Here is a 12,853-nt window from a genome sequence, read left to right as displayed (position 1 = left end):
CTACCCGCACAAATGGTCTAAACACCGCCGAAACTGCCCGCCAGGGTACCGATGATCAGCGCCCAGCCATCCACCAGCACGAACAGCATGATCTTGAATGGCAGGGAAATGATCAGCGGCGACAGCATCATCATACCCATGGCCATCAGCACGCTGGCGACCACCAGGTCGATGATCAGGAACGGGATGAAAATCATGAAACCGATCTGGAACGCGGTTTTCAGCTCGGATGTCACGAACGCCGGCACCAGAATAGTCAAGGGCGCCTGATCGGGACTGGCGATGTCGGTGCGCTTGGACAGGCGCATGAACAATTCCAGATCGCTGCTGCGGGTCTGGGCCAGCATGAAATCCTTGATCGGCACTTCGGCCTTGGCCACGGCATCCTGGGCGGTAAGTTTTTCCGCCAGATACGGTTGCAGTGCATCCTGATTCACCCGGTCGAAGACCGGGGCCATGATGAACATGGTCAGGAACAGCGCCATGCCAGTGAGGATCTGGTTCGACGGCGTCTGCTGCAGGCCCAAGGCTTGGCGCAGGATCGAAAAGACGATGATGATCCGGGTGAAACTGGTCATCAGCATGACGAACGCCGGAATGAAGCTCAGCGCAGTCATGATCAGCAGGATCTGCAGGCTGACCGAGTACTCCTGAGCCCCTTCGGCGTTGGTACCCAGCGTAATCGCCGGAATCGACAGCGGATCAGCGGCGAACGCCAACGGTGCGGCCAGCATCAGGGCCAACGCCAACAGAATGCGCAACGGCATTACTTTTTATCCTTCTGATCTTTACCCAGCAGCTCCATGAGACGCTGCGCAAATTCGGGACTGGCCTGCTCGGCGGAGGGCACCTGCACTGGCTCCTTGAGGACGTGCAACGCCGTAATGGTGCCCGGGCTCAAGCCCAGCAAAATCTGCTCATTGCCGACCTGCACCAGCACCAGCCGGTCGCGCGGGCCAAGCGCGCGGGAACCGACGATGTCGATGACCTGCCCTTTGCCAGCCGGCCCCGCCTGTTGCACGCGCCGCAAGAGCCAGGCGAGAAAGAAGATCAAGCCCAGCACCAGCAACAGGCCAAGCACCAACTGCGCCAATTGCCCAGCCACACCACTGCTGCCCACTACAGGTGCAGCGGCCGCCGTGGCAACCGGCTCGGCCGCCAGCACGCTGAACGGCAGCATCAAGGCTGCTGCGAAGAAACCTTTCACTTAGCGCAGCTTCTTGATGCGTTCGCTCGGGCTGATCACGTCCGTCAGGCGAATGCCGAACTTCTCGTTGACCACCACTACTTCGCCGTGGGCGATCAGGGTGCCGTTGACCAACACGTCCAATGGCTCACCGGCCAGGCGGTCCAACTCGATCACAGAACCCTGGTTGAGCTGCAGCAGGTTGCGAATGTTGATGTCGGTGCTGCCCACTTCCATGGAAATCGACACTGGGATGTCAAGGATCACATCCAGGTTGGGGCCGTCGAGCGTTACCGGCTCATGACTTTTCGGCACGCTGCCGAACTCTTCCATCTGCAGGCGGCTGGACGCGTGAGCGCCGGTGTCGGCCGCCAGCAAGGCGTCGATGTCGGCTTGCCCGGCATCGCCGGTTTCTTCCAGGGCCGCAGCCCATTCGTCGGCCAGCGCCTGGTCATCCTGGGTATTCATATCGTCAGCCATCATGTGTCCTCGGCGGGCAAAAATCAGTTAAACGTTAAAACGCGTTAAAACTTAGGCGTTCGACACCGCTCAGCGGCGTTCGATCGGCTCGATCACCTGCAACGCCAGGTTGCCTTTGTGAGAGCCCATCTTGACCTTGAAGGCCGGCACGCCATTGGCGCGCATGATCATGTCTTCAGGCATTTCGACGGGGATGATGTCCCCCGGCTGCATGTGCAGGATGTCCCGCAAGCGCAGTTGGCGGCGGGCGACCGTCGCACCGATCGGCACGTCGACATCCAGCACGTCCTGGCGCAAGGCGTTGATCCAGCGCTCGTCCTGATCGTCGAGGTCCGACTGGAAACCGGCGTCGAGCATTTCGCGCACCGGCTCGATCATCGAGTACGGCATGGTCACGTGCAGGTCGCCGCCACCGCCGTCGAGTTCTATGTGAAAGGTCGAGACCACGATGGCTTCGCTCGGGCCGACGATGTTGGCCATGGCCGGGTTCACTTCCGAGTTGATGTACTCGAAGTTCACTTCCATGATCGCCTGCCAGGCCTCCTTCAGATCGACGAAGGCCTGCTCCAGCACCATGCGCACCACCCGCAGCTCGGTCGGGGTGAACTCACGCCCTTCGATCTTGGCGTGACGACCGTCACCGCCAAAGAAGTTGTCCACCAGTTTGAACACCAGCTTGGCGTCGAGGATGAACAGCGCCGTGCCGCGCAACGGCTTGATTTTCACCAGGTTGAGGCTGGTGGGTACGTACAGCGAGTGCACGTATTCACCGAACTTCATTACCTGCACGCCACCGACGGCCACATCAGCCGAGCGGCGCAGCATGTTGAACATGCTGATACGGGTGTACCGGGCGAAACGCTCGTTGATCATTTCCAGGGTCGGCATCCGTCCGCGAACGATGCGATCCTGGCTGGTCAGGTCGTAGCTTTTGACGCTGCCCGGTTCAGCAGCGTTTTCGGTCTGCACCAGGCCATCGTCGACACCATGCAACAGCGCGTCGATTTCGTCCTGGGACAACAGGTCCTGCACGGCCATGTCGTGCTCCTACTGCAATACGAAGTTAGTGAAGAGCAACTGTTCGATCACCACTTTGCCGAGCTCTTTCTGAGCCACTTCCTGCACGCTGGCAGTGGCTTTCTGACGCAGCATTTCCTGGCCGACCGGAGTGGCCAGGGTGTCGAAATTCTGTCCGGAAAACAGCATGACCAGATTGTTGCGGATCAGCGGCATGTGCACCCGCAGCGCTTCCAGGTCAGCCTGGTTGCGACCGAGCAGGGTAATGCTCACCTGCATGTAGCGTTGGCGGCCATTCTGGGTGTAGTTGGCCACAAAGGCCGGCGCCATGGGTTCGAAAACCGCCGGCTGCTTACCCACCGGCGCGGCTTCGACCACTGCCGCAGGCTTGCTTTGAGCGCTGTGCATGAAATACCAGGTCGCCCCCACGGACACACCGATCGCCAGGAGCAAACCCACCACGATCATGATGATCAGCTTGAGCTTGCCTTTGGTTGCAGGGTCTTTTACAGCTGCTGCTTCACTCTTCGCCATGCCAATAATCCGTCACTAATCGGGGTTTTCACTGTTGCACGGCAAGGCAGGAGCAAGTGTTATGCCAGAAATGTTTGGGAATAAGGATCGAGGGCAGGATGCGAACTCCAAGACGCCCTAAACCAATGTGGGAGCGGGCTTGCTCGCGAAGGCTGAGTAGCAGTCGACATCATCGTCAACTGACAAACCGCTTTCGCGAGCAAGCCCGCTCCCACAGGAGTTACAGCGCTGGATCAGGCGTAGTAATCGACTGCGCTGGAGCCAATGACGCTGGTGGTGCTGGCTGCCACCTCAGCGATGCTGGCTGGCAGGTGTTCATCTGCCGAATCCACCCGTCCACCACTCGACGTAATACGACCGGCCTGGGCCTGCTGCTGCGCTTGCTGATCCGGGTTCTGCGAGCCGCGAGACTGATCGGACACGCTGACGTCGACCTGGCCCATGCCCTGCTGGGCAAAACTGTCCCGCAGGCGATGCATCTGGCCTTCGAGGGCTTCGCGCACGCCAGGATGGGCGCTCATGAAGGTGACCTGGGTCTGCTGGTCCGGAACCATGTTCACCCGGATATCCAGGCGCCCGAGCTCGGCGGGTTGCAACTGGATATCGGCCGCCTTGAGATTGACGCTGGACAGATACATCACCCGGTTGACCACTTCTTCGGTCCAACCGCTCTGATTCATCGCGATAGGCTGGTTGACCGGCACCGCGTTGGCCGTTTTTGGCGTGGCAGCCTGGGTCAGCGCCGCCAGGCGGTTGGCGAAGTCGTCCACGCGGGTGTCACTGGAAGCGGCGGTGAGGTCCTTGAGGCCGTCGCTGATCAAGCCGCTGAACGCCGTGTCGCCGCCCTGGCTGCCAGATTCGGTGCTGTTCTGATCGGCTTGCACAGCGAGCATGTTCGCCATGCCCGCGGCGAAGGTCTGGGCCGAAGTCGGCTCACCGTCGAGCGATGCCGCGGCGGCGGCGGTTTTGGACTGCGCCTGGCTGGAAGCGGAAACGTGACCGCCCTGCTCCATCGCCAACCGCAAAGCCGGCAATGCATCGAGTGGATCAGCTTGAGGGTCGAACGCTGGATCGACCACCGGGGCCGCAACTGGCGCGGGAGCAACCGGGCCCGACACCGCAACGGCGACTTGGGGCTCAGTCGTGACCACCATAGGCGCAGGCTCCGGCTCAACGGTAGCGACTGGCGCAACCACGCCCGGGAGCAACGCAGGATCAAGTGTCGGATCGACAGGCACAGCCTCCGCTACCGGAGTTTCAGCCTTTTCGCCGCTGTCGTCGCTGGCGGCCTGATCGTCGGCAGTGGCCGGCTTGTCTGCGGGCAAGGGTTTGCCGCTATCGGCAACCGTCGGTTCCGGGGCGGCAGCGGTTTCGTTGCCGGCCTCCTTTTTGACGGTGTTGTCGGAAGACTTGTCGCGAACCTGTTTCACCGCCGGCTCCGGGGCCGCCGATGATTTGGCGGGCGCCTGCTGGGCGAAGACCTGTGCGAAGTTGGAGGCTTTATCCCCGCGCTCAGGGGTGACTGCCGGTGAATTGACAGTCGCCTGGGGCTTGGCCTGGGCATTGGCCTGGAGCAGTGTATTGGGCATAACGGGCATAAAAAGATCTCCGCTGCACTGGAATCATAGGTACAGGTGGAGAGGACAATGCAAGGGACGGGCCAACGGCTGCACGACGCTCAGTTCTCAGCAGTGAAAGCCTTCGCGCTCTTCCCTGCAAAGGTTTCGCACATGGGCAAACTCGCTGTCGATTTCGCTGACCAATTTCTCGATACCGCCCAATGACGGCTGCTTGGCACGCTGTTCCAACTCTGCGCACAGCTCGGCCAGGCGGATGGCGCCCATATTACTGCTGCTGCCTTTGAAGCTGTGGGCCGTGGCGCTTAGTTTTTCAGCGTCCCGGGCTTCATGCAGCACCCGCAGGCGGGCTTCGGAATCGTTGAGGAACGTATCCAGCAACTCCAGATAGCCATCCTCCATGACTTCCTTCAATGTGCTGAGCACATCGCGGTCCAGATGAATCTCACTCACTTGTTCGCTCCCTGATCAAGAATGGCCCGATTATGCCAGAGCCTCCCAGAAAAACTCCACGCGTGCACTACGACCATCGTCGGACCAACAAGCCTGATGGCTCAACTGGCGTACCAGACTCACGCCGCGTCCCGACAACCGATCACTGTCCAATGGCCGCGCCAGCACCCGGGCCACATCGAAACCCTGACCGCTGTCTTCCACCTCGACGACCAGGCGTCCACCGTCGCCGTGGGGCGTGACGTGCAAATGCACCCGCACGTTACCATCACTCAGCTCATCCAGGCGCGCATTGCGTTCCCTGTAGTACTGCGCAAAACCCGACGCGTCATGCTTGATGCTCGAATCGAGCCCCAGCACCCCATGCTCCAGCGCATTGGAATAGAGTTCGGACATTACGCTGTACAGGGCACCACTCTGGGCTCTGAGCCCATGAACCTCAAGCAGCAACTGCAGCAGGTACGGCATGGGGTTAAACCGCTTGAGGGTCTGCGCTCGAAACTCGAAGGTCACCGACCAGTCCAGCGGGCTGGATTGTCCGCTATCGGAATAGACCGGCGGCGGCGGGTTGAGTTGCCCTGGGGCGACCAGACGCACCTCCACCATGCTGAAATCGTCCCGGGCCTCGCCGCGAAAGTCTCGGAGCGCCTGCTGAATATCTTCGAAAAGACGGTCAGGCTCACGGTTCGCCGCGAACACCTGCTGCAACCCCTCCACGCCAAACGGCTGGTCGTGGTCGTCACTGGTCTCGATCACACCGTCGGACAACAGGAATACCCGGTCCCCCAGCGCCATCGGATGCACTTCAGTGCGGTCATCGAATAACTGCGGCTTGAGCACGCCCAATGGCAGGTGCCGCGCCGGCAATGGCGTACGCACGCCAGTGAGGCTGTCATGCAGGTAACCATCGGGCATGCCGCCGTTCCAGACCTCCACCGTGCAACGCTCGAAGCTCAGGCACAGCAGCGTCGCGCAACAGAACATATCCACCGGCAGGATACGTTTGAGCTTGGCATTCATCTCCCGCAGGATCTGCGCCAGGCCGTAGCCTTTGGCGGTCATCCCGTAGAACACCTCCGCCAGCGGCATCGCGCCGACCGCCGCCGGCAGGCCGTGGCCAGTGAAATCCCCCAAAAGGATGTGCATGTCACCGGCCGGGTTGAACGCGGCCAGCAGCAAATCGCCATTGAACAGGGCATAGGGTGATTGCAGGTAACGGATGTTCGGCGCGCTCAGGCAGCCGGAATGGGCGATTTTGTCGAACACGGCCTTGGCGACCCGCTGCTCGTTAAGCAGGTAGTCATGGTGCCGGGCGATCTGGTCACGCTGCTCCACGACGGTGGCTTGCAATCGACGCAAGCGGTCCATGGCCTTGATCTTGGCGGCCAGGATCACCTGGTTATAGGGTTTGGCCAGGAAATCGTCACCGCCGGCCTCCAGGCAACGGGCCAAGGCTTCGCTTTCGGTCAATGACGTGAGGAAAATGATCGGGACCAACTGGTCCCCGGCCAACTGTTTGATTCTTTGTGCGGCCTCGAAGCCATCCATCACCGGCATCATCGCATCCATCAACACCAGGTGCGGGCGCTGCTCCAGATAGACTTCGACCGCCTCGGCGCCATCGGCCGCGGTGAGCACGTGATGGCCCTGGCGGCGGACAATAGTCGACAACAGCAGTCGGTCAGCGGCACTGTCTTCGGCAATCAGGACCGTCAGCGGTTCCGACGATTGCATGGTGATCAACTGATGTCGAACAGCTTGTCGAAGTTGGAGATCGCGAGGATTTTCTTGACGTCGCTGCTGCTGTTGACGACCCGGATATCCGAATCGTCGCCACCGGCATGATCGCGCAACAGCAAGAGCATGCCCAAGGCAGAACTGTCCAGGTAAGTGGCTTTCTTCAGGTCCACCACAATGGAATCGGGCTTTGTATTAAGCCTCTCGTAGGACTCACGAAATTCCTGATGCCGTCCGAAATCGAATCGACCTTCGACCGAAATCGTCAGTTTTTTCCCATCGTCGGATACTTCGGTAACAACTGACATAGTTGGCTTCCTTGTCATGGACATACGTGTACAAGGTTTAGCATCTGGTAGAGGTCTGAGCAAGGTTTTGGCTCATTCAACCGACAAAACCCCGACTCATGATCAATACGGATCCTGACGCGGCAGACGCTGGGACAACTCATCCAGCAGTTTCTGCTCACGCTTGTCTTCCAGTTGCCGCGCTTCATCAATGTAGCGCTGCACCAATTTGCGCAGCCCTTCGACCCGGGCGAAAGCTTCCTGCCAGCTCTGGCGGGCCTTTTCCAGGTTGTTCTGGTGCCAGACCAGGCTTTGCCGCTGCTGGTCGATAGCGGTGCCCAACTGTGCAAGAAACCCTTGGTAACCCAGCAGCCACTGCCCGGAGACTCCGTGGCTGCCACGGGCGATCCATTGTTCTTGATATTCGAGGCGAAAGTTTTCAAGGTCCGCCAGTTTACTCTCGGCAACCTTGACCTGCCCCTGGAAATACGCCAACCGCTGGACAGCGGTTTTCTCGGCTTTTTCCGCCATGTCCACCACCGGTGCCAGGCGCGCCGCACGACTCGTGGCCATGGCCGGTTACGTGCCTGCAACCGGGGTGAAGATGCTCTGCAGGTGCGCTTCGCTGGCGCCCATGCCGATGTTGTCGTTCAGACTCTGGCGCAGGTAAACGGCCATGGCCGGATAAAGATTGATGGCGGTGTCGGTCTCACGATCACCGCCAGGCACATAGGCGCCGACGCTGATCAGGTCACGGCTTTGCTGATAGCGCGACCAATACTGCTTGAACTGCTGGGCCCGCTTCATGTGCTCGGCACTGATGACCGACGGCATGACCCGGCTGATGGACGCCTCGATGTCGATGGCCGGGTAATGCCCTTCCTCGGCCAGGCGCCTGGACAACACAATGTGACCGTCGAGCACGCCCCGCGCGGAGTCGGCAATCGGATCCTGCTGGTCGTCGCCTTCAGACAGCACGGTATAGAACGCCGTGATCGAACCGCCGCCCTTTTCCGCGTTACCGGCGCGTTCCACCAGTTTCGGCAGCTTGGCGAACACCGAAGGTGGATAACCCTTGGTAGCCGGTGGTTCGCCAATGGCCAGGGCGATTTCCCGCTGGGCCTGGGCGAAACGGGTCAGTGAATCCATCAGCAACAAGACATTCTTGCCCTTGTCGCGAAAATATTCGGCGATACGGGTGCAGTACATGGCGGCCCGCAACCGCATCAACGGCGCGTCGTCCGCCGGCGAGGCCACGACCACCGAACGCTTGAGCCCTTCTTCGCCCAGGATGTGTTCGATGAATTCCTTCACCTCGCGACCCCGCTCGCCGATCAGCCCCACTACGATGATGTCGGCTTCAGTGAAACGGGTCATCATGCCCAGCAGCACACTCTTGCCCACCCCGGTACCGGCGAACAGGCCCAGACGCTGGCCGCGTCCCACTGTCAATAAACCGTTGATGCAACGAATGCCCACGTCCAGCGGTACGCTGATGGGGTCGCGCTTGAGGGGGTTGATCGTCGGGCCGTCCATCGGCACCCAGTCCTCAGCCTTCATCCCGCCCTTGCCGTCCAAGGCACGCCCAGCCCCGTCCAGCACACGCCCGAGCATGCCCATCCCCATGGGCAGCCGCCCCGTATCGGCCAGGGGCACCACGCGCGCGCCAGGTGCGATGCCGGCGACACTGCCCACCGGCATCAAAAATACTTTGCTGCCGGAAAAACCCATGACTTCGGCTTCGACCTGCACCGGGTGATAGCTGTCGTCGTTGATCACCATGCAGCGACTGCCCATGGCGGCCCGCAGGCCTTCGGCCTCCAAAGTCAGGCCGACCATGCGCAGCAGGCGCCCTTCCAGGATCGGCTGGCCGGCCAGTTCGGTGGCCTCGGCGTAGCTGCCCAGGCGCTTGCCGAAACTGGTTCGCTCAAGGCGCATCGCGACCGTCCAGTGCAGGAACATTCAGTTCAGAAATATCCGGTGCAGCGTCGCCCAGATCGTTATCAGCGGCGATCAAAGGTTCGTCCGGCAACTCCAGGCTCAAATCGGCAGCGGCCGGGTGCAGGGCCTGCTCGTGCAATTGATCGAACAGCTTGGCCATGACCTGGCTGATGCGGGTTTCCACCGTCGCGTCGATACGGCTGTGCTCGGTCTCCACGCGGCAACCACCCGGTAGCAACGCAGCATCCTCGACGATGCGCCAGGTTTCTTCATGACGCTCGCGCAAGGCTTTGACCAGCTCGAAATCCTGGGGATTGATGTACAACCGCACGTTGCCTACGCCTAGCGGCAATAGCTTGAGGGCTTCGCGCATGACGTGTTCGATCTGGTTCGAATCGATGGCCAATTCACGCTGGATCACCTGTTTGGCGATGTGTTGCACCAAACCCACCAGGGATTTCTCGATCTGGGTGTCCTGCTCGGCGATGGGCTCGAACAGGTTGTGCATCAGCGATTCCAGCGCACGCAGCTTGGCCGTCAGCGCCACGTCGGCTTCCTGACGGACCTTGAGCGTGGTGCTGTGGAAACCTTCTTTCTCACCCACGGCGAAGCCTTCGTTGTAGGCCTCCTGGCGAATGCTTTCGACTTCTTCGAGGGTCAGTGGCTGGACTTCCTCCAGCGGCACCTCCTCCATCTCCGGCAGTTCTTCCACCGGCGCAGGTTCAGGCTCGGGCACGTGGGGATCGAAGCTGGGCAGCGACCAGACGTCGAAACCACCGACGTCCCGGGCGCGGATCAAGTCGCTGGGTGACTCATCACTCTTGGCGGACATAACGACCTTAGATCATCTCTTCGCCGCCCTTGCCACCGAGAACGATCTCTCCGGCTTCGGCCATACGGCGGGCGATGGTGAGGATTTCCTTCTGTGCGGTTTCCACGTCGCTGACGCGCACCGGGCCTTTGGCCTCGAGGTCGTCGCGCAACAGTTCGGCCGCCCGTTTGGACATGTTCTTGAAGATCTTCTCCTTGACGCCTTCGTCCGAACCCTTGAGGGCCAGCACCAGCACATCGGAGGACACTTCGCGCAACAGTGCCTGGATGCCACGGTCGTCGACGTCCGACAGGTTGTTGAACACGAACATGAGGTCTTCGATCTGACCGGACAGGTCTTCGTCGACTTCGCGGATCGAATCCATCAACTGACCTTCGATCGAACTGTCGAGGAAGTTCATGATATCCGCCGCACGCTTGATGCCACCCAAGGTGGTGCGCGAGGCATTGGAATTGCCCGAGAACTGCTTCTCGAGAATCTGGTTCAATTCTTTCAGGGCCGCTGGCTGCACGGTGTTGAGCGAAGACACCCGCAGAATGATGTCCAGCCGCACTTTATGGTCGAAATTACCCAGCACTTCGCCAGCCTGGTCCGGGTCAAGGTAAGCCACCACGATCGCCTGGATCTGCGGGTGCTCGTAACGGATCACGTCGGCAACGGCGCGCGGCTCCATCCACTTGAGGCTGTCCAGGCCGCTGGTATTGCCGCCCAGCAGAATCCGATCGATGAGACCGTTGGCCTTGTCCTCACCCAACGCCTGGGTCAGCATCTTGCGCACGTAGTCATCGGAACCGACGCCCAGGCTGGTCTGATCGCCGACGATGTCGACGAATTCGCTCATGACCTGTTCGACCTGCTCACGGTGCACATTGCCCATCTGCGCCATGGCTACGCCCACACGCTGGACCTCCTTGGGTCCCATGTGGCGCAGCACTTGGGCGGCGTCGGTCGACCCCAGGGACAGCAGCAAAATCGCGGCTTTGTCGACCCGGGACAATTTGGCAACAGCGGCTCGATTATCACTCATCTGCGTTAATCCACTCTTTCACGACCTGGGCCACACGACCCGGGTCTTCTGCCACCAGACTCTTGATGGCGTTCAACTGAGCGTCATAGCCTTCGCTCGGGCTTGGCAGCAGAATACTCTGCGGCCCGCCGAGGCTGACGCGATCGTTGGCCAATTCGCCATCCAGGCCGCCCATGCCTCCCAGCTCTACATCACCCAAGCCAGCCAACTGCTTGTTCTTGCCGCCACCGGTAATGTTGTTGAGCACCGGGCGCAGCACGCCAAACACCAGGATCAGGATGAACAGCACACCCAATACTTGCTTGACCACATCCCAGAACCAGGGTTGCGAATAAAACGGAATATCGGCAATGACTTCAGCGCGCTCCGAGGAGAATGGCACGTTGATCACGCTGACGCTGTCGCCACGGCTGGCATCGAAACCCACCGCGTCCTGCACCAATCGGGTAAAGCGCGCCAATTCGTCGGCGCTCCACGGTGCACGGCTGGTTTCGCCGTTGGCCGGGTTGACCTTGACCTGATCGTCCACCACCACAGCCACCGACAGGCGATTCAAACGGCCCTGCTGTTGCTTGGTATGACTGATGGAACGGTCAAGCTCGAAGTTCTTGGTCGACTGTTGACGCTTGTCGGCCGGATACGGCGCCAGCATCGGCTGGCCGGTGGCCGGGTCCATGATCTGCTGGCCATTTGCGTCGATCAGTGGCTGGCCCGGTTGCACCATGCCGGCGGCCGCGGTGGCGCCACCAGTGGTCTGCGGCGCGCTGGCCGGCGACGGAGGCTGGTTGCTCAGGGCCCCCGGCACACCTTGCGGGCCATTGCTGGCGGTACGCTGTTCGTTCACCGATTGTTCGCTGCGCAACGCCGGTTGATCCGGGTTGAACTGCTCGGACGTCGACTCGACGGCACTGAAATCCAGATCGGCCGAAACCTCTGCCTTATAGCGATCATTACCCAGGATCGGTTGCAGGATGTTGTGCACCCGCTGGGTCAGCATGCCTTCCATGCGGCGGCTGTAATCGAACTGCTTGCCGGCCATGGTCAGTTCGGAGTTTTCCGCCTGATCAGACAATAGGTTGCCTTTCTGGTCGACCACAGTGATTTGCGACTTACTCAACTCAGGTACGCTGGTCGCCACCAGATTAATGATGGCGAGCACCTGGCCTGGCTCCAGGGAGCGGCCCGAGTACAGTTCCACCAGGACCGAAGCACTTGGCTTGCGCTCATCGCGCACAAACACCGAACTTTTCGGAATAGCCAGGTGCACGCGGGCACCCTTGACGTTGTTCAGGCTGGAGATGGTGCGTGCCAGCTCGCCTTCCAGGCCGCGACGATAACGGGTCGCCTCCATGAACTGGCTGGTGCCCAGGCCCTGATCCTTGTCGAGAATCTCGAAACCGATATTGCCATCGGTAGGCGTCACGCCGGCGGCGGCGAGCTTGAGGCGCGCACGAGCGACGTCATCGGCCTTGACCAGCAAGGCACCGGAATTAGGCTCAACGGTGTAAGGAATGTCGGCGGAAGCCAGGGTTTCCATGACTTGCTTGGCGTCCAGGCCTTCCAGGCTGCCGTACAAAGGACGGTAGTCCGGCTGCTGGGACCACAGCACCACGGCAAAACCAATCGCCACGCTTGCAGCCAGACCCACCAACAGGCCCACCTGACGCAACATGGTCATCTCGGAGAGGTTTTCCAGGAAGGACAGACCGAACAGCGGCGGTTTGCCGTCTATCGGAGTGGCCTTGGCCGGAACGTTATCAGCGGCTGCTTCTGCCATGACTC

At 60.7% G+C, this 12,853-nt stretch carries 14 protein-coding genes; all 14 read right to left on the bottom strand.

The genetic code is table 11. The annotated features are described in order from the left end of the window. Window positions 1-17: 17 nt before the first annotated feature. Window positions 18-767 carry a flagellar type III secretion system pore protein FliP gene (gene fliP, locus CD58_RS07985; RefSeq protein WP_025212509.1) on the bottom strand — a complete coding sequence of 250 codons (750 nt, stop codon included), beginning with the start codon at window positions 765-767 and terminating at the stop codon, window positions 18-20. After that, on the bottom strand, window positions 767-1,180 hold the full coding sequence (gene fliO, locus CD58_RS07980; protein WP_038436779.1) for a flagellar biosynthetic protein FliO: 414 nt from the start codon (window positions 1,178-1,180) through the stop codon (window positions 767-769). The genes fliP and fliO overlap by 1 nt, the downstream gene beginning before the upstream one ends. Window positions 1,181-1,207: 27 nt before the next feature. Continuing rightward, window positions 1,208-1,666 carry a flagellar motor switch protein FliN gene (gene fliN / locus CD58_RS07975; protein ID WP_003199107.1) on the bottom strand — a complete coding sequence of 153 codons (459 nt, stop codon included), beginning with the start codon at window positions 1,664-1,666 and terminating at the stop codon, window positions 1,208-1,210. Window positions 1,667-1,735: 69 nt separating this feature from the next. Next, window positions 1,736-2,704 carry a flagellar motor switch protein FliM gene (gene fliM, locus CD58_RS07970; protein ID WP_003184019.1) on the bottom strand — a complete coding sequence of 323 codons (969 nt, stop codon included), beginning with the start codon at window positions 2,702-2,704 and terminating at the stop codon, window positions 1,736-1,738. A gap of 9 nt (window positions 2,705-2,713) precedes the next feature. Beyond that, window positions 2,714-3,217: a flagellar basal body-associated protein FliL gene (gene fliL / locus CD58_RS07965; protein WP_025212507.1), complete on the bottom strand. Its 504-nt coding sequence runs from the start codon at window positions 3,215-3,217 to the stop codon at window positions 2,714-2,716. Window positions 3,218-3,450: 233 nt separating this feature from the next. Beyond that, complete coding sequence (locus CD58_RS07960; RefSeq protein ID WP_025212506.1) at window positions 3,451-4,815, bottom strand: flagellar hook-length control protein FliK; 1,365 nt, start codon at window positions 4,813-4,815, stop codon at window positions 3,451-3,453. A gap of 87 nt (window positions 4,816-4,902) precedes the next feature. Beyond that, a complete protein-coding gene (locus CD58_RS07955) occupies window positions 4,903-5,247 on the bottom strand; it encodes an Hpt domain-containing protein (RefSeq protein ID WP_025212505.1) in 345 nt (114 codons plus the stop codon). A gap of 30 nt (window positions 5,248-5,277) precedes the next feature. Continuing rightward, window positions 5,278-6,981, bottom strand: a complete 1,704-nt coding sequence (locus CD58_RS07950; RefSeq protein ID WP_025212504.1) for an ATP-binding SpoIIE family protein phosphatase — start codon at window positions 6,979-6,981, stop codon at window positions 5,278-5,280. A gap of 5 nt (window positions 6,982-6,986) precedes the next feature. Beyond that, entirely contained in the window at window positions 6,987-7,292 is a 306-nt protein-coding gene (locus CD58_RS07945; RefSeq protein WP_025212503.1) for an STAS domain-containing protein, read from the bottom strand. 102 nt (window positions 7,293-7,394) lie between these two features. Beyond that, a complete protein-coding gene (gene fliJ, locus CD58_RS07940; protein WP_025212502.1) occupies window positions 7,395-7,844 on the bottom strand; it encodes a flagellar export protein FliJ in 450 nt (149 codons plus the stop codon). A gap of 6 nt (window positions 7,845-7,850) precedes the next feature. Then, complete coding sequence (gene fliI / locus CD58_RS07935) at window positions 7,851-9,209, bottom strand: flagellar protein export ATPase FliI (RefSeq protein ID WP_025212501.1); 1,359 nt, start codon at window positions 9,207-9,209, stop codon at window positions 7,851-7,853. Next, a complete protein-coding gene (fliH, locus tag CD58_RS07930; RefSeq protein ID WP_025212500.1) occupies window positions 9,199-10,044 on the bottom strand; it encodes a flagellar assembly protein FliH in 846 nt (281 codons plus the stop codon). The genes fliI and fliH overlap by 11 nt, the downstream gene beginning before the upstream one ends. Window positions 10,045-10,051: 7 nt before the next feature. After that, window positions 10,052-11,071: a flagellar motor switch protein FliG gene (gene fliG, locus CD58_RS07925; protein ID WP_003184041.1), complete on the bottom strand. Its 1,020-nt coding sequence runs from the start codon at window positions 11,069-11,071 to the stop codon at window positions 10,052-10,054. Then, on the bottom strand, window positions 11,064-12,848 hold the full coding sequence (gene fliF, locus CD58_RS07920; protein ID WP_025212499.1) for a flagellar basal-body MS-ring/collar protein FliF: 1,785 nt from the start codon (window positions 12,846-12,848) through the stop codon (window positions 11,064-11,066). Before fliF ends, fliG begins: the two co-directional genes overlap by 8 nt. Between the last annotated feature and the right edge of the window lie 5 nt (window positions 12,849-12,853).

It is taken from the genome of Pseudomonas brassicacearum (genome assembly GCF_000585995.1).
GTDB classification, from domain to species: Bacteria; Pseudomonadota; Gammaproteobacteria; order Pseudomonadales; family Pseudomonadaceae; genus Aquipseudomonas; species Aquipseudomonas brassicacearum_A.
This window is presented reverse-complemented; position numbering and strand designations above follow the sequence as displayed.